The organism is Marivivens aquimaris (genome assembly GCF_015220045.1).
Classification (GTDB): Bacteria; Pseudomonadota; Alphaproteobacteria; order Rhodobacterales; family Rhodobacteraceae; genus Marivivens; species Marivivens aquimaris.
On record NZ_JADBGB010000001.1, the window covers coordinates 1,399,161 to 1,415,840 of the forward strand.

The following is a 16,680-nucleotide window of genomic DNA, read 5'->3' on the forward strand; positions in this document are numbered from 1 at the left end:
GCCCGAGCGAGGAGAAATCCACATCTCTCCCGTAAAAAAAGTTTTCGGGCGCCTCCGTTTATGACACCCGAAAACGGCTCGCCGCAGCGCAAAATCATACATTGCAGGCGCAGCATTTATTCCCGCAAAGCATTGAATTAGGCCAAACGATTTCCGACGCAGTTGCGAAATTCAGCCGAAAACACTGTCATACAACCGTTACGTGGGTGTTGCGTGGGTGTCATCGCCTGCGTGGTAGACAGGCTTTGCACACGTGTGCAACGATCACCGAACAGATTGATTTGCCAGGAACAGACTTCATGACTTTTACTGCCACTCGCACGGCGCTTACCGCCGCGCTTCTGTCCAGCGTCGCATTTGGCGCCGCTGCCGAAGATTACACCATTACCGTTTGGGCCGGTGGTTCCGGGGATAATGCCACCTATCGCTGGGAAGCCATCGAAATGGCCGCCGACCTGATGGAACGCGAAGCTGCCGTGCGCGGTGAAGAGCTGACCATCACGGTTGAATCGCAGGCTTGGACCGGTTGGGACGATTTCAAGCAAGCCTTCACCCTCGCCTCCGAAGCCGACAACGCGCCGGACATCATCGTATCGGGTCACGAGGACATCGGTCCGTGGTCCGAAGCGGGCCTGATCGTCCCGATCGAAGACTACGTGTTCTTCGACAGCTACCCGCTGAACACCATCTACCCGAACCTGATCGACGTCGCGACCTTCAACGGCCAGATCTGGGGCATCCCGCAGGACGCCGAAGCGCGCGTCATGTACTGGTCGATCCCCGCTCTCGAAGCCATCGGCTGGTCGGCTGACGAAATCGACAGCCTGCCCGACCGCATCGCCAGCGGCGAATTCACGCTCTACGACATGCTCGACGCTGTGAAGAAGATGCAGGACGCAGGCGTTCTGGAAGCCAACATGGGCTTTGCCCCGCGCGTCTCGAACGGCCCCGACTACTGGCAGTTCTACCAGTCCTTCGGCGGCGAAATGGCTGACGAAGAGAGCGGCAAGCTTGTCGTCGATACCGAAGCTCTTAAGGGCACGTACCAGTTCTTCGTCGATGCGACCGAGATGGGCGTGGTTTCGGGCACGCACCTTGGTAGCGAATGGGACGTCTGGCACCAGAACGCGGCCTCGGGCAACTACGGCGCATGGCATGGTGGCACGTGGCACTACGCCCAGTGGACCAACCAGTTCGGTCTGGAGGACTTCTTCAATACCGTCCAGTACTCGCTGATCCCCGCTGGTAACGACGCTGGCCGCGCCAACTCGATCACTCACCCGCTGGTCTACCTCGTGACCTCGGCCGCGTCGGAAGACGAAGCCGTGATCGCAGCGGAACTGATCGCCAAGGCCTCGACCCCTGAAATCAACGCGCTGCACGCGGTCAAATCCGCCCACCTCGCAATTTCGGAAGACGAGACCACCGTCCCGCTCTACGCCGAAAACCGCTGGCTGGCTGCCGCCTCGGAGCGCCTCGCACCGAGCACCAACGCGATCCCGAACAACTCCGACTTCGGCGTTTACTGGACCGCGATGTTCGACGGCCTGGAAGCCGCTTGGACCGGCGTTTCGTCGGTTGACGACGCGGTTGCCGAGGTCGAGACCACCGTCAAGCAGGCTCTGGGCGACGATGTCATCATCCGCTGACCTGAACACCGGAGTGGCGCGCAAATCGCGCCGCTCCGACCGCCGCCGCCCTCGTATTTCGGGGCTGGGACTGGCGCTTCTCGCCCCTGCACTTTTCCTCCTTTCCCTCTTTTTCTTTGCGCCCGTCATCCTGACCGGTGTCTTCGCCTTCACCGATCTGTCGACGTCGACGGGCATCGGGCGCGGCCAGTACGTGGTCACGCCGAACCTCCTGCGCCAACTGGGCGATCAGGGCCTGACCGAGGATGACGCGACCGCCATCGCGAGCGTGAGCATCAGCATCGACGAGGCAGGCATTGCCCGCGCGACAGAAGGCGGCGTCGACCCCGATTTCCTGTCCGAGATCGAGGACCGCTTTGCCGGAGAGAGCTTCGATGACCCGCGCGCCTTTTCCCGCGAATTGCGCGGCCTGCCCAATGCGCCGCGCCGTCCGCGCGAGCTGACCCAGACCGCCGAGTATTTCGAGACCAGCGTTCTCAACACCCGCTTCGACAACCCCGAGGCGCTGACCGCGCAGCTTGCCGATGTCGCCCCCGATGTGTCTTCGGACACCATCGCGTGGATCGTCGACCGCTCGTATACGGGTGCCCGTTTCACCACGGCGAACTTCGAACGCCTTGCCACGCAGAAGGAAACGCTGCGCCTCATCGGGAACACCGCGCTCTATGTTGCGGCGACGCTGGGCCTGTTCAACGTCGGCCTCGGCCTCTTCCTCGCTATCGTGCTGTTCTACACGCCCAAGCCCGTGACGAGCTTCTATTCGACGCTCTGGCTCCTGCCCCGCATCACGCCGCTCGTGCTCTATGCGATCATGTGGAAGTGGTTCACGTGGGAGGACGGCTTTTTGCCGATCATCGCCGACCAGCTTGGCCTGCCCTCGTTCAACTACATGAAGGGCTCTGTCGTGACCGCGTGGATGACGATGATTTCGCTAAATGGTTTCATCGGCGCGTCCTTCGGCCTGATCCTGTTCTCGGGTGCGCTCCGCGCCATTCCGATGCAGCAACTTTGGGCGTCCGAGGTCGACGGCGCGAACCGTTGGCAGCAGGTGCGCCGCATCATCCTGCCGCAAATGCGCTGGCCCATCCTGTTCGTGACCAGCTACCAGACGCTGTCCTTGCTGTCGTCCTACGAACAGATCTGGCTGACCACCAACGGCGGTCCGGGTCGCACCACGACCGTCTGGGCGCTGGAGGCGTTCACCACCGCGCTGTCGAACTACACCGGCAACCTGCAATACGGCCTCGGCGCTGCGATGGCGCTCGTGCTTGTCGTCGTCGGACTGGTGTTGTCGATCATCTACCTGCGCCTGTTCAAGTTCAGCGAACTTGTCAGCCGCCCGAAGATCGAGCTCTGATATGACCAAGAATTTCGCAATCTTCCCGCTGATCGTCCTCCTAACGCTCGTCAGCCTGCCCATCGCCGTCATGTACGGCTTCCTGATCCTCGACACCTTCACCGACGCCCCTCCCGGAGAGCTTTGGCCCGACCGTTTCACGCTTGCCCACTGGCGTTTCCTCTGGGACCCGAGCGTCGTCGGGAACGTATGGAAAGCCGCTGGCAACAGCCTTATCCTCGCCGTGTCGATCATCGTGATCGTGGTGCCGATCTCCTCGCTGGCGGGCTATGCCGTCTCGCGCCTGAACCTGCCGTTCCGCCGGTTCTTCCTCGCGGGGATCATGGTCATGCATGCGTTTCCGGCTGTGACACTGCTGATCGGCGTGTTCTTCGTGCTGAAGTTCACGGGCCTCTACAACACCATGATCGGCGTGATCCTCGTCAAAGGTTCGCTCATGCTGCCCTTCGGCATCTGGATCATGAAGGGCTTTTATGACGCCGTCCCGTGGGAGATCGAAATGGCAGGCGTTCAGGACGGGGCATCGCGCCTGACGGTCTTCCGCCGCCTGATCCTGCCGCAGGTCAAACCGGGTCTCGTGGCGCTGTCGGTCTTTGCATTCCTCGACGGCTGGGGAGAGTACCTCCTGCCGCGCATTCTAGCACCGGGATCGGACATGGAAGTCCTTTCGGTGTTCCTCAATGAACTCGTTCAGGCCGACCAGCTCGGCTATGACTTCAATCTTTTCAAATCCGTAGGCGTTTTCTACACCTTGCCGGTCATCATCCTCTTTGTGCTTTTCCAGAACCGGCTCATGAACATCTTCGGCGGAGGCACCAAGGGCTAATGCGACTACAACTCCAGAATTTCACCAAATGCTTTGACGGCACGCCGGTTATCGAGGGCCTCGACCTCACTGTCGAAGACGGCGAGATGCTTGCCCTTCTCGGCCCGTCGGGTTGCGGCAAGTCCACCACGCTGTTTTCGATCTGCGGCATCTACCGCGCCGATGGTGGGCGCATCATGTTCGGCGACCGCGACGTGTCCGACCTGCCTTCGCAAAAGCGCAATGTCGGCGTGGTGTTCCAGAACTACGCGCTCTACCCGCACCTGACGGTCGAGGAAAACATCGCCTTTCCGCTGACCGTGCAGAAACCGCGCCCGTCCAAATCCGAAATCGAGCGCGAAGTGCGCGCGATTGCAGAACTCATCCACATCGAGAACCTGCTCGAACGCCGCCCCGCGCAGCTTTCGGGCGGTCAGCAGCAGCGCGTGGCGCTCGCCCGCGCCTTGGTCCGCAAGCCCGACGTCCTGCTCCTCGACGAGCCGCTGGCGAACCTCGATGCGAAACTGCGCCTTGAGATGCGGTCTGAGATCCGCCGCATCCAGCTTGAGACAGGCATCACCGCGATCCTCGTGACCCACGATCAGGTCGAAGCGATGTCGATGTGCGACCGCGTGGCGATCATGGACAAGGGCGAGATCCTCCAGATTGCCAGCCCGACAGAGATGTACCGCAATCCCGTGAACAAGTTCGTCGCAGGCTTCTTGGGCAACCCGCCGATCACGTTCCTCGAAGGTCACACCGCGACCGAAGGCCGTTTCGCGATGGATCAGGGGCTGTTCCTGCCGCTCCCGTCCCGTCTGCGCGATCTGCCAGCGGGTCAGCGTATCTCGCTCGGGCTGCGTCCCGAACACTTCGGCAGTACTGGCACCGCGCAAGCGTCGGGCCGCATCGTGTTTGTCGAGCCGCAAGGCCGCGAGATGCTGTTCGACGTCGAAGCCGCACCCGGCGTGGTGCTGCGATCTGTCCAGCCGGTACGTGATGACGTGGGCGTGGGCGATGAGGTAACGTGGGGCGTAGACGTAGACCGCATGCTTGCTTTCGACATGGACGGCCAGACTTTATGAGACCAAGCCTCAAGTTCCCCTTCCCCCGCCGCGCCGATGGGCGCCCGCTGTGCATCGCGCACCGCGGCGCCTCGGCCCACGCAAAGGAAGGCACGCCCAAAGCCTATGATTTCGCCGCCGACCTCGGGTCGGACATGTGGGAGATCGACATCTGGCTCTCGTCCGATGGCGTCCCGCTGGTCAGCCACGATCCCGTCCAGAACGGGATCACGCTGGCCGACTATTCGCGCGACGAACTGCACGACCTGCTGCCCGATCTACCCGACCTCAACCAGACGATCGAACAAGCCCGCGAACGGGGTCAGGCGCTTTACCTCGACCTCAAGGCCAAGGGGTCTGGTGCGCCGTCCGTTGCCTTGCTGCTGGCAAACGTCATCGACAACGCCGTGGTCGGTGCCTTCGACGATGCCGAGGCGAAACTGCTCATCGACAACAGCTGCCCTTACCCCGTGTCCGTTCTGGTCCGCGCGGGTGAAGACCCGTTCGAGCGCGCCCGTGCCACATACGCCGATATCATCCATCTGTGCTGGGAACACGCCTCGGACCGTCCGCAAGACCTCGTGACACCCGACCTGATCGCTGAGGCGCAAGAACGCGGGCTGGGCATCGTCCTGTGGCACGAAGAACGCCCCGACGTGCTGGCCGATCTGGTGAAGCTGCCCGTGCTCGGTATTTGCACCGACAATCCCGAACTGATGGGCGGTTTCCATTCGATCCCCGACACCGGCATCGAGGTCGTCTGCCATCGCGGCATCAACCATATCGCGCCCGAAAACACGATGGCTTCGGCCCATCTGACGTTCGACTTCGGCTGCGACTGGCTCGAACTCGACGTCCACGAAACCGCGGATGGAGAGATCATGGTCCTCCACGATGACACGCTGGACCGCACCACGTCGGGTACCGGCAAGATCACCGACCACACGCGCGAGGCTCTAGCTGACCTCGACGCAGGTAGTTGGAAAGACCCGTATTGGCACCGCGAACGTATCCCGCACCTGTCGGATTCCATCGCGCTCGCCAAAGAGCGCGGCAAGAAAATCTACATCGAAAACAAATCGGTAGACCCGCAAAAGCTGCTCGATTTCGTGATCGCGCATGACTTCTTGGACGACTGTTTCTTCTGGTCGCCCAACCCGCAGATCCTGCTGGACATGCGGGCGCTGTCGAAGGACTGCAACATCAAGTCGAACATCGTCCACCACGGCAGTTTCGAGCGGATGGTCGAGCAACTCCAGCCGCAGATCTGCGAAATTCAGGTCAAGGATTGGGAGGTCGAGGCCCCCCTCTGCCGCGAACACGGTATCCGCCCGATGCTGCAATATTTCGGCTCCGATCCGGAGGTTTTCGCCCAGATCGCCAAATGGCGGCCCGAGATGATCAACCTCGACCGCGCGGACATGCTGCTCGCAGCTCTGAAGGAACAGATGGCATGAAGCGACCACCCACTGCGGCCGATGTGGCCGCGCTGGCGGGAGTGTCTCGATCCGCCGTCAGCCGCACTTTCACCGACGGGGCAAGCGTGTCGGGTGAAACCCGCGCCAAGGTGATGGAGGCCGCCGACCAGCTCGGCTATCGCGTCAATCACTTGGCCCGCAGCCTGAACTCCGCCCAGCCGTCCAAACTGGTGGCGCTGGTCGTGTCGGACATGGACCACTCGTTCCGCGCGGTGACGGTCGATCTGCTAGCGCGGGGCCTCGTGGCCGACGGCTACCGCCCGTTCCTGCTGCCATGGAGCGAAGGCGACAGCACCAAGACCGTCATCGACATGATGCTGAACTACAACGTCTCCGGCGCGATCGTAACCTCGGACACGCCCCCTGCCGAGATCGCGGATGAATGCGCCCGCTACGGCGTGCCGCTGGTGCTGGTGAACAAAGCGCCCGTGGGCGAGCGCACCGCGCGCGTGATGCAGGACACCGACCTTGCAGGCCGTCTGGCCGCGCAGGAACTGCACGACATCGGCTGCAAACGCATCCTCTACGCCGGCCAGCGCCGCAATTCGTTCACCATCGGTGCGCGGCGCGAGGCGTTCCTCGACGAGGTTCAAACCCTCGGGATGGAGCTTGTCGGCATGGCCTACGGCTCTGCCCAGAACCACGCGGGCGGCATCGAGGCGGCAGAGGATTTCCTGTCCCAAGGGCTGCAGGTCGACGGCGCGCATTGTGCCAACGACTTCTTTGCGCTCGGCTTTATCGACGGGCTGCGCCGCGCGGGGCATTCTGTGCCGGACCTCATGGCACTCGTCGGCTGCGATGACATCAACGAGGCGGCATGGCCCGCTTACGACCTCACAACACTCAGGCAGGACCCACACGCGCTCACCCGCGCCTGCCTTGACGCGCTGGCGGAACGGATCGCCGCGCCTGAAACAACCGGACGCCTGATCCGGATCGGCGTGACGCCGGTCCGTCGCGGCTCCACCCGGAGAACATGATGAACGACCAAGACCTGACCGCCCGGATCGAGCTGGGCGGCGCTATTGTGCGTGACGCCGCTGTTATGGCGCTGGACTACTTCAACCGCCGCGACACGCTGACCATCGATACCAAAAAGAACGCGCAGGACCTCGTGAGCGAGGCCGACCGCAATGTCGAAACCCTGATCCGCGATGGTCTGGCCGAAGCCTTCCCTGATGACGGAATGCTGGGCGAGGAGCACGGGCTGCAAGCGGGCACGAGCAGCTGGCGCTGGATCATCGATCCCATCGACGGCACCGCGCCCTATCTGCACGGGCTGCGCAGTTGGTCGATTTCGGTGGCCGTCGTCTACGGCGATGACATCATGGCGGGTTGGATAGCGGAGCCTTGCGCGGGCCGCACGTATCACGCTGCCAAGGGGCGCGGTGCATGGCAAGATGACCGCAAACTCACCGCATCCACGGCCACCAGCATGACCGAAGGGCTGACTGCCATCGGCTCGGGCGACGCGGACAAGATCAGCCGCCTCGTGCATGGTATTTTGTCGTCGGGCGGCAATTTCCAGCGCAACGGCTCTGCTGCGCTGAGCCTCGCGCACACGGCGGCGGGCCATTACCTCGGCTTCGTGGAACCCGTCCTGTCCCCTTGGGATTGCGCGGCAGGTCTGCTGATGGTGGCGGAGGCGGGCGGCTATCACATCCCCCACCCGCTCGACCGTCCTGCGCCTGTGCTGGCCTGCGCAGCGGGCGTGGCGGATGCGCTCAAGGAGGTGATCGCGGCGGCGGAATAGTCAGGCCACCTGAGGAACGATCGGGAGCGCGAAACGTTGGTTCGTGCATTCCCCGCGGCTCGCGCCGCGCATACCCGTTTTTCCTCAGGAGTTTCCTATGGCCGACCGTAAACCGACCACTGGCAATGGTGGCGAGCTGCATCAATACGCAGCCAAAGGCACCGACACGCTGACCACCAACCACGGCGTTCCGATTTCCGACAACCAGAACAGCCTCAAAGCCGGTTCGCTCGGCCCGACCCTGCTCGAAGATTTCGTGCTCCGCGAAAAGATTTTCCACTTCGACCACGAACGTATTCCCGAACGCATCGTCCACGCCCGCGGCTCGGCCGCCCACGGCTATTTCGAGTGCACCGACCCGATCCCCGAACTGTCCAAAGCATCGCTCTTTGCCGAAAAGGGCAAGAAAACCGAACTTTTCGCACGTTTTTCGACCGTGGCAGGCGGCGCGGGCAGCGTTGACACCCCGCGCGATGTGCGCGGTTTTGCGGTGAAGTTCTACACCGACGAAGGTAACTGGGACCTCGTCGGCAACGACATCCCCGTGTTCTTCATTCAGGACGCGATCAAGTTCCCCGACCTCATCCACTCGGTCAAAATGGAGGCCGACCGCGGCTATCCGCAGGCCGCATCGGCGCACGACACCTTCTGGGATTTCGTTAGCCTGATGCCCGAAAGCCTGCACACTGTGATGTGGGCGATGTCCGACCGCGGCATCCCGCGTTCGCTGCGTATGATGGAAGGCTTCGGCGTTCACACGTTCCGCCTCGTCAATGCCGAGGGCAAATCGACCTTCGTCAAATTCCACTGGAAACCGAAGCTGGGCGTGCAGTCCTACGTGTGGGACGAAAGCCTCGCCGCGCAGGCTGCCGACAACGACATGCACCGCCGCGATCTGTTCGAAGCGATCATGAACGGCGACTATCCCGAATGGGATCTTGGCGTGCAGGTCATCTCTGACGAACTGGCCGAGGAACTGCCCTACTCCGTGCTCGACGCGACCAAGCTGGTGCCCGAGGAAATCGCCCCCGTCCGTATCGTCGGCCGCATGGTGCTGGACCGCAACCCCGACAACTATTTCGCCGAAACCGAGCAGTCGGCCTTCCTGCCGTCGAACGTGGTGCCGGGGATCGACTTTACCAACGACCCGCTGCTTCAGGGGCGCCTGTTCTCGTATCTCGACACGCAGAAGTCGCGTCTGGGCACGACGAACTTCCACCAGATCCCGATCAACGCGCCGCGCTGCCCGTTCCACAACATGCAGCGTGACGGCCTGATGCAGACCCACGTTCCCAAGGGCCGCGCCAACTACGAGCCGAACAGCCTCGATGAAGCGGGTGAGGACGCTGGCCCCCGCGCGACCGGCACCGAATACCACACCTATGAGGACAACGCGGAACTGGGCAACGACGCCTCGCAAAAGCTGCGCGTGCGGGACGAAAGCTTCGGCGATCACTACAGCCAGCCGCGCATGTTCTGGAACTCGCAGACCGACAACGAACGCGCCCACATCGCGACCGCGATTACCTTCGAGCTGTCCAAGGTCGAACTGCCGCACATCCGCGAACGTGTTCTGACCCACCTGCAACTGGTGTCCGAAGAACTGGCAAAGCGCGTGGCAGATGGCCTCGGCATGAAGCTCCCCAAAGCCGCCAAGCCGTTCAAGAAGCCCGTAGACCTCGATCCCTCGCCCGCGCTGTCGATCCAGAAGAACTGGAACGCCACGCTGGAGGGCCGCAAGGTCGGTATCCTGATCGCGGAAGGCTCGGACAAGGCCGAGGTCGAGAAGACCGTGAAAGCGGTCAAAGACGCAGGCGGCACCCCGATGATCGTCGCGCCGCAGGTCGCCAACGTCCCGCTGAAGGGCGGCAAGATGGACGCTGACGGTCAACTCGCCGGCACACCGTCGGTGATCTTCGACGCGATTGCGGTGATCCTGACCGAGGACAGCGCGAAGAAGCTGACCATGGACAGCGCCGCCGTAACCTACGTCATGCAGGCGTTTGCCCACCTCAAGGCCATCGGCCACACCGAAGGCGCGCAGCCGCTCTTGGACGCTGCCAACGTCGAAAAGGACGACGGCATCACGGGTCTCGATGGCTTCATAGAGGCCGCGAAGCTGCGTTATTGGGACCGCGAACCGAAGGTCCGCACCCTCGCATAATCGATCAGGGCCGCTCCGTTATCGGGGCGGCCTTACACCATGCTGAGCGCCAGCCCGCAGACTGCGCAGATCAGCAGCACCCTCCCGATCCCCCATTTCAGACCCAGCACCATGACGCCCGCGAGGACGCACAGTGCCGCCGCGTCCCATTGGATGCTGGATAGGTCAGGCACGGGCATTCCGGTGGATGTCACGCGGAAATTGGACCAGATGACATGGATCGCGAACCAGATCGCGATATTCATGATGACGCCGACGACGGCAGCGGTGACGGCCTTCAACGCGCCTTGGAGACGGCGGTTCGTGCGGAGCCGCTCCATGAACGGCGCGCCGAAGAATATCCAGACAAAACAGGGCGCGAATGTCACCCACGTGGTCAGCAGTGCGCCGATGATCGCGACCGATAGGCCCTCGCCGTACCCCGCCAGAAAGCCCACGAATTGCAGCACCATGATGAGCGGTCCGGGGGTGGTTTCCGCCAGCCCTAGCCCATCAACCATCTGCGACGCGGTCAGCCAGCCGTAGACTCCGACGCCGTCCTGCGCGACCCACGCGAGCGCCGCGTAGGCTCCGCCGAAGGTCAGCGTGGCGAGGGTGGAGAAGAACACCGCGATCTCTGACAGCACACTTTCGGGGGCTAGCAGCAGAACCGCCATCACCGGCAAGAGCCACGCCGCCAAAGCCGCCCAGCCCGCGCGGAACGCGGCGCTTTTGCGCTCTGCGGTGACGGCGACGTTGGCCAGCAGAGAGGTGTCGGCGTCAACCTCCGCCTCGGGCGCTCCGCCCCTCACCGTGATCCACCCGACCAGCGCCGCCGCCAAGATGATCAGCGGAAACGGCAGCCCGAAAACGAAAATCCCGACAAATGACGCCGCCGCCAGCCCGCGCATCAGCCACGTCTTCAGCGCACGCCCCGCAAGCCGGATGACCGCCTGCACAACGATCGCCAGCACCGCCGCCTTCAGTCCGAAGAACACCGCACTGACCCACGCGACATCGCCATAAAGGACGTAGACCACACTCAGTGCGAGGATCGACAGCATCCCCGGCAGAATGAACAGCAGCCCCGCGATCAGCCCGCCGCGCACCCCGTGCATCAGCCAGCCAACGTAGGTGACAAGCTGTTGCGCCTCCGGTCCCGGTAGCAACATGCAGAAGTTCAGCGCGTGCAGAAACCGCTGCTCCCCGAGCCAGCGCTTTTCCTCGACGAGAATGCGGTGCATAACCGCCATCTGGCCCGCCGGACCGCCAAAGCTGAGTGCTGCGATCTTGGCCCAGACGCGGGTAGCTTCGCCTAAGGTGGGGAATTTGTCGGACATGTACGGCCTTCGGAAAATCGGTTGTCGCACAATGGCCTAGCTCTGTGACCGTTTGAAGTCGTTTCAGTCCGAAAGTTTGCGCACGACGACCTTGCCCGTGGGGGGCACGTCGATCTCGAAATGGTCGGCTTGCGTCACGTTCTGCACATGCGTCGGGCGGTAGCACACCCAGTTGTCATGCCCCTTGCGCCGCGCGCTGTTGTAGCGGATGCCTGACGCCTGCTCGCCGAAACGGACTTCGTGGCCGAGCGCCTGCCCCTTGGCGTACGTCGCCTCGGACGGGTCGGAATAGCTCGGATCGCCACTGACATCGACATAATCGCCCGCCAGATCGGCGGTGTACTGGCGGTACTCCGAGGTCAGCCGCGCGACCCCGCTCACCGCGATTTCCTTGCGCATCCCGTTGGCGACCTCCAGCACGGCAGTCATCAATTCGGTCGAGCAATACCACGCCCCAAGGTCCGTTCCCGAAAACCGCATCCCCGTGCGCGAGCCGTGCATGAACGCAGCCATGACGACGCTGGCGTTGGGGCGGCCATAGACCCATTCGCTCTGGTCGAGCATGAACAATCGGTGCGCGGTCAGGCGGTCGTTGGTCCAGCCCTCAAGCTCCATCACCGTTTCCAGATCGTCCGCTGCAGCCACCCGTTCGAACGCCGACACAGGCGGAAATCGGGACGGGACAAGGCGCGAGGTGCCATCGGGCGCCGCGACCAGCGGAAAGCCGTGAGCCTCCATCAGACAAAGACCACGTCGTCTTCGCCCACGGGTTCGAAATCATCCGCGCCGTGGCCCATATCGCCGCCGCGCCATGCGTCGAGGTAGCGGCGCACGGTCAGGATGCCGTCCTGCCCGCCGTCGATCACGAAACTTAGCGGCGAAGCACCGTTGAACACCGTGCCCTGATGCGGGTTTTGCAGCCAGACGTGGCCCTGCGCGGGGTCGGAGAACAGGATCGCGAGCGATTTGTAGATGCCGAGCACGCCCGACAGCCGCAGCAACGTATCAAGCGGCAGCGACAGCGCAGCGCCCTCGCCCGCTTTCTTCATCCAGAGGTGATAGGTGGACCGCCCCGGCTCTCCGAGGATCGCGATACGGTCGCGCTCGCTCAGGCTCCATTCGTCCGCGATGTTCTTGAACGTGCGCAAAGACGGCCCGCTCACACGAGCGCGGTCGTCTTTCTGGATCGTCTGGAACGCATAAAGCGGACCCGAATGCGGGAATTGGACAAGCTGCATGGCGGCCTCCGTTGTTCAGGATTGAATATAATGTCCAATATTGGACAAATCAACCCTGACGGAGGCCGCCGTGCCGTTTTATATGGCGCCCAGACCAGCCATCACCTTGTCCGGCGTGGCGGGGAAGCTGCGCACGCGCACACCGCAGGCATTATAGATCGCGTTCAACACCGCAGCGCCAGCGCCGGAAATGCCCAGCTCGCCCACGCCCTTCGCCTGAATGGGGTTCGCGTAGTCGTCGCGTTCCTCCAGCAGAATGGTGTCGATCTGCTCGGGCACATCGGCGTGCGAAGCGACGTGATAGTTCGCCAGATCGCGGGTGATGATGTGACCCGTGCGCGGGTCGTGCGCGGCCTCTTCGGTCAGCGCCGCGCCGATGCCCCAGATCATCCCGCCGACAAGCTGCGACTTCGCGGTTTTCTCGTTCAGGATGCGGCCCGCTCCGAACACACCGAGCATACGGCGCACGCGGACCTCGCCGCTTACCTCGTTGACGGCGACCTCGGCGAAGTGAGCACCGAAGCCCGAGGACAGGTGATCCTCCGACGTCTGGCCCTTTTCGATCTCGCCCACGGCAGAGAGCGGCGCGTCAAGCAGGTCTGTCAGCGCGGTGGTCTTGCCACCCGCCGTGACTTGACCGTCCTTGAGGGTGAAATCATTCGCACCGCACTTCGCCGCGATCTCCTCGCGGATGGACTGGCACGCGAGGAACACGGCGGAACCCGTTGAACTTGCACCGAAAGAGCCGCCGGAGCCGGACGCTTCGGGATAGTCCGTATCGGCCAGTCGCACTTCGACGTTCTCGATCGGCAGGCCCAATGCCTCCGCCGTGATCTGCGCGAAAATCGTGTAGGAGCCGGTGCCGATGTCCGTCATGTCGGTCTCCACCACAGCCTTGTCTCCATCAAGCGTCACGCGGGCTTTGGCGGGCAGCAGCATGTTCTTGCGGGCCGCCGAGGCGACGCCCATGCCGATCAACCACTCGCCTTCGCGGCGGGCACCGTTGGCCTTGCGGTCCTTCCAGCCGAACTCCTGCGCGCCGCGTTTCAGCGCCTCGGTGAGCGAATGCGCGGTGAACGGCACGCCGCTATCAGGGTCGCGCTCGGGCACGTTTTGCAGGCGCAGTTTGACAGGACACATTCCCAGCCGCTCGGCCAGTTCATCCATCGCGACCTCAAGGCCGAGCATTCCGACCGCCTCGCCCGGCGCGCGGACAGAGCCCGACGGCGTGCGGTGATTGCGCGACACCGTTTGCTTCATCTTGCGGTTCGGCGCGGCGTAGAGGAACTGGCTCGCCTGCGACGTCGGCTCGGTAAAGCCCTCGCCTTTGAGGTTCGAGACCAGATCGTCGTGGCCGATGCTGGTGATCGTCCCATCGGAACGCGCACCGAGGCGCACGCGCTGTTCAGTCTCTGTCCGGCGCAGAACGGCGTCGAACACGGTCTGGCGGGGCATGATGACGCGCACGGGGCGGCCCAGTTCACGCGCGGCAATCGCGGCAGACACCGCATCCGCACCGATCCCCAGTTTAGAGCCGAACCCGCCGCCCACGTAAGGCGCAAGGATCCGGACGTTTTCGGGGTCGATCCCCACCGCGTCCGCGATTTCATTGCGGTTGAATTTCAGCATTTGCAGGCTGCTTTGCAGCAGCAACTTGCCGTCATTCCACTGTGCGACCGAGCCGTGCAGCTCCATCGCGGCAGAGACCTGCGCTTCGGTGGTGTAGATCTCGTCCACGGTCACATCCGCGCGGCCCATATCGGCTTCCAGATCGCCCGCGTCGGGACCGCCTTGATCCTCCTGAGGGGCGGCTTTCGGATCGACCAGCGCGCCCTCTTCGTCGTAGCTGACCTTGATCGCCAGCGCGGCGTCGCGGGCCGCTTCGAAGGTTTCGGCGACGACCAGACCGATGGGCTGGCTGTGATAGTGGACCTCGCAATCGGGCTGCACGGGGGCCTCATTGGCCATACCCTGCGCGTTGTTGCGGATGAATTTCGGGCCATGGAACAGACCAAGATAACCGTCGATCTGTTTGGCGACGCTTTCGTCAAAGCCCGTCACCTTGCCCTTGGTGATCCCCGCCCGCAGCAGAACGCCGTGCGCCATTCCGTCGGGGTGGTTATCGCCCGCATAAGTCGCGCTGCCGCTGACTTTCTTCGGGCCTTCGGTGCGGGAAATGCCCTTGCCGAGGATGCCCTGACGGGTCTCGTCCAGAACGCGCGGCTGCGGGGCGTCCATTTTCAGATGCTTGTTCATGCGATTTCTCCCACGCGGTCGGAGCCGACGGATGCTTCGCGCAGGCCCGTGACTTCGGACATGACGGCGATCAGCGCGCGGCGGGTCATTGTGGTTTTAAAAGCGTTGCCTTCGTCGGTGATCGCGGCAGTGAGCAGCAGGTCAGCCGCATCACCAAAGAGCTCCGCGCTGGGTTCTTTGCCATTGAGGAAGGCGTTCACGTCGAGGTCCGCCCAGGGCCGCGAGCCGATGCCGCCGAACGCGACGGATGCGTTCTGGATCAGCCCGTGTTCGACGGTGGCAACCGCCGCGACCGACACCAGTGCAAAGGCATAGGACGCGCGGTCGCGGATTTTGCGGTAGCTCTGCACGCCGACGACCGGCTTGGGCAGGATGACGGCGGTGATAATCTCGCCGTCCTTGAGGGTCGTTTCGATATCCGGACGGTCCCCCGGCAGTTGGTAGAAATCGTCCATCGCGAGGTGATAGATGTCGCCATTCTTGCGGCGGATCTCAATCATCGCGTTCAGCGCCCGCAGTGCCACAGCCATGTCCGATGGGTGCGCCGCGCGGCAGTCTTCGGACGTGCCGAGGATCGCCAGCATCCGCGACACGCCGCCTTTAGCCGAGCATCCCGCGCCCGGCTCGCGTTTGTTGCAGGCCATCTCGGGGTCATAGAAATAGGGACAGCGCGTGCGTTGCAGGAGGTTACCGCCCGTCGTTGCCTTGTTGCGGATCTGGCCCGACGCGCCTGCCAGCAGAGCGCGCGACAGCACCGGATAGCCCGTGCGAATGCGCGGATCGGCGGCCAGATCGGCGTTCTTCACCAGCGTTCCGATGCGCAGGCCCTCGCCCTCGGGTTCGATCTTGTCGAGGCCCGGAATGCGGGTGATGTCGACCACCTTGTCAGGGGCCATCACCTGAAGTTTCATCAAATCGAGAAGGTTGGTACCCCCCGCGATAATCTCGGACTTTTCATCGAGCGCACCGGCGGCGGAAATCAAATCGTTTGCGCGGACATAATCGAACGGCTTCATTCCGCGGCCTCCTTCTCGGCGACACTGCTGATTGCCTTGCGGATGAAGGGGTACGCCGAACAGCGGCAGAGGTTGCCGCTCATGCGCTCAGCGATTTCCGCGTCCGACAGGTCTGCTCCGCCGTTCAGGTCGGCGCTGACGTGGGAGGGCATCCCCTCGGCGGCCTCGTTCAGCATACCCGTCGCGGACATGATCTGACCGGGGGTGCAGTATCCGCACTGGAAGCCGTCGCACTCAACGAACGCGGCCTGAAGGTCGTTCAGATTGTCCTCCGCGCCCAGCCCTTCGATCGTGGTGATCTCGTCCCCGTCATGCATCGCAGCGAGCGTCAGGCAGGAGTTGATGCGGCGACCGTTGACCAGCACCGTGCAGGCGCCGCACTGGCCGTGATCGCAGCCTTTTTTGGTGCCTGTAAGGCGTAGATCATCGCGTAGCGCGTCGAGCAGAGACGTGCGGGGATCGAGGTCCAGAGACCGTTCCTCGCCGTTGACCGTCATTCGAATATCCATGGGAAACCTTCCGAGAGAGCTGGCGTTCATCGGCGCGCAAAATGAGCGCAGTCCGACATGCGTTCGGAAGAA

14 protein-coding genes are annotated in these 16,680 nt (G+C 63.2%); 8 read left to right on the top strand and 6 right to left on the bottom strand.

Features of this window, described 5'->3' with window-relative positions; translation table 11 throughout:
* The first annotated feature begins 299 nt into the window (after window positions 1-299).
* The 8 genes from IF204_RS06955 to IF204_RS06990 all read left to right on the top strand — a co-directional run bounded on the left by IF204_RS06955 (window position 300) and on the right by IF204_RS06990 (window position 10,270).
* Window positions 300-1,649, top strand: a complete 1,350-nt coding sequence (locus IF204_RS06955) for an extracellular solute-binding protein (protein ID WP_194095736.1) — start codon at window positions 300-302, stop codon at window positions 1,647-1,649.
* Complete coding sequence (locus tag IF204_RS06960; RefSeq protein WP_194095737.1) at window positions 1,633-3,006, top strand: carbohydrate ABC transporter permease; 1,374 nt, start codon at window positions 1,633-1,635, stop codon at window positions 3,004-3,006. Before IF204_RS06955 ends, IF204_RS06960 begins: the two co-directional genes overlap by 17 nt.
* A 1-nt stretch (window position 3,007) precedes the next feature.
* Entirely contained in the window at window positions 3,008-3,832 is an 825-nt protein-coding gene (locus IF204_RS06965) for a carbohydrate ABC transporter permease (protein WP_194095739.1), read from the top strand.
* The gene (locus tag IF204_RS06970; RefSeq protein ID WP_194095740.1) at window positions 3,832-4,896 is read left to right on the top strand and encodes an ABC transporter ATP-binding protein; all 1,065 of its coding nucleotides are present in this window, start codon (window positions 3,832-3,834) and stop codon (window positions 4,894-4,896) included. Before IF204_RS06965 ends, IF204_RS06970 begins: the two co-directional genes overlap by 1 nt.
* Window positions 4,893-6,332, top strand: a complete 1,440-nt coding sequence (locus tag IF204_RS06975) for a glycerophosphodiester phosphodiesterase (RefSeq protein WP_194095742.1) — start codon at window positions 4,893-4,895, stop codon at window positions 6,330-6,332. Before IF204_RS06970 ends, IF204_RS06975 begins: the two co-directional genes overlap by 4 nt.
* Complete coding sequence (locus IF204_RS06980) at window positions 6,329-7,333, top strand: LacI family DNA-binding transcriptional regulator (RefSeq protein WP_194095744.1); 1,005 nt, start codon at window positions 6,329-6,331, stop codon at window positions 7,331-7,333. Before IF204_RS06975 ends, IF204_RS06980 begins: the two co-directional genes overlap by 4 nt.
* Window positions 7,333-8,106: an inositol monophosphatase family protein gene (locus IF204_RS06985; protein WP_194095746.1), complete on the top strand. Its 774-nt coding sequence runs from the start codon at window positions 7,333-7,335 to the stop codon at window positions 8,104-8,106. Before IF204_RS06980 ends, IF204_RS06985 begins: the two co-directional genes overlap by 1 nt.
* Before the next feature lie 97 nt (window positions 8,107-8,203).
* Window positions 8,204-10,270, top strand: coding sequence for a catalase (locus tag IF204_RS06990; protein WP_194095748.1), 2,067 nt, complete (start codon window positions 8,204-8,206; stop codon window positions 10,268-10,270).
* Window positions 10,271-10,302: 32 nt separating this feature from the next.
* On the opposite strand, the gene chrA is transcribed toward IF204_RS06990, so the two are convergent.
* The 6 genes from chrA to IF204_RS07020 form a co-directional block, all read right to left on the bottom strand.
* The gene (chrA, locus tag IF204_RS06995) at window positions 10,303-11,589 is read right to left on the bottom strand and encodes a chromate efflux transporter (protein ID WP_194095750.1); all 1,287 of its coding nucleotides are present in this window, start codon (window positions 11,587-11,589) and stop codon (window positions 10,303-10,305) included.
* 63 nt (window positions 11,590-11,652) lie between these two features.
* Entirely contained in the window at window positions 11,653-12,327 is a 675-nt protein-coding gene (locus IF204_RS07000; RefSeq protein ID WP_194095752.1) for an RES family NAD+ phosphorylase, read from the bottom strand.
* Window positions 12,327-12,827: an MbcA/ParS/Xre antitoxin family protein gene (locus tag IF204_RS07005; RefSeq protein ID WP_194095754.1), complete on the bottom strand. Its 501-nt coding sequence runs from the start codon at window positions 12,825-12,827 to the stop codon at window positions 12,327-12,329. The genes IF204_RS07000 and IF204_RS07005 overlap by 1 nt, the downstream gene beginning before the upstream one ends.
* Before the next feature lie 78 nt (window positions 12,828-12,905).
* The gene (locus tag IF204_RS07010; RefSeq protein ID WP_194095756.1) at window positions 12,906-15,083 is read right to left on the bottom strand and encodes a xanthine dehydrogenase family protein molybdopterin-binding subunit; all 2,178 of its coding nucleotides are present in this window, start codon (window positions 15,081-15,083) and stop codon (window positions 12,906-12,908) included.
* Entirely contained in the window at window positions 15,080-16,099 is a 1,020-nt protein-coding gene (locus IF204_RS07015) for an FAD binding domain-containing protein (RefSeq protein WP_194095758.1), read from the bottom strand. Before IF204_RS07015 ends, IF204_RS07010 begins: the two co-directional genes overlap by 4 nt.
* Window positions 16,096-16,608 carry a 2Fe-2S iron-sulfur cluster-binding protein gene (locus IF204_RS07020; protein WP_194095760.1) on the bottom strand — a complete coding sequence of 171 codons (513 nt, stop codon included), beginning with the start codon at window positions 16,606-16,608 and terminating at the stop codon, window positions 16,096-16,098. Before IF204_RS07020 ends, IF204_RS07015 begins: the two co-directional genes overlap by 4 nt.
* Window positions 16,609-16,680 lie beyond the last annotated feature (72 nt).

Bases quoted from the DNA above. Each gene is read 5' to 3' on its own strand.
- IF204_RS06955 (WP_194095736.1), top strand. From the start codon at position 300: ATGACTTTTACTGCCACTCGCACGGCGCTTACCGCCGCGCTTCTGTCC.
- IF204_RS06960 (WP_194095737.1), top strand. From the start codon at position 1,633: ATGTCATCATCCGCTGACCTGAACACCGGAGTGGCGCGCAAATCGCGC.
- IF204_RS06965 (WP_194095739.1), top strand. From the start codon at position 3,008: ATGACCAAGAATTTCGCAATCTTCCCGCTGATCGTCCTCCTAACGCTC.
- IF204_RS06970 (WP_194095740.1), top strand. From the start codon at position 3,832: ATGCGACTACAACTCCAGAATTTCACCAAATGCTTTGACGGCACGCCG.
- IF204_RS06975 (WP_194095742.1), top strand. From the start codon at position 4,893: ATGAGACCAAGCCTCAAGTTCCCCTTCCCCCGCCGCGCCGATGGGCGC.
- IF204_RS06980 (WP_194095744.1), top strand. From the start codon at position 6,329: ATGAAGCGACCACCCACTGCGGCCGATGTGGCCGCGCTGGCGGGAGTG.
- IF204_RS06985 (WP_194095746.1), top strand. From the start codon at position 7,333: ATGAACGACCAAGACCTGACCGCCCGGATCGAGCTGGGCGGCGCTATT.
- IF204_RS06990 (WP_194095748.1), top strand. From the start codon at position 8,204: ATGGCCGACCGTAAACCGACCACTGGCAATGGTGGCGAGCTGCATCAA.
- chrA (WP_194095750.1), bottom strand. From the start codon at position 11,589: ATGTCCGACAAATTCCCCACCTTAGGCGAAGCTACCCGCGTCTGGGCC.
- IF204_RS07000 (WP_194095752.1), bottom strand. From the start codon at position 12,327: ATGGAGGCTCACGGCTTTCCGCTGGTCGCGGCGCCCGATGGCACCTCG.
- IF204_RS07005 (WP_194095754.1), bottom strand. From the start codon at position 12,827: ATGCAGCTTGTCCAATTCCCGCATTCGGGTCCGCTTTATGCGTTCCAG.
- IF204_RS07010 (WP_194095756.1), bottom strand. From the start codon at position 15,083: ATGAACAAGCATCTGAAAATGGACGCCCCGCAGCCGCGCGTTCTGGAC.
- IF204_RS07015 (WP_194095758.1), bottom strand. From the start codon at position 16,099: ATGAAGCCGTTCGATTATGTCCGCGCAAACGATTTGATTTCCGCCGCC.
- IF204_RS07020 (WP_194095760.1), bottom strand. From the start codon at position 16,608: ATGGATATTCGAATGACGGTCAACGGCGAGGAACGGTCTCTGGACCTC.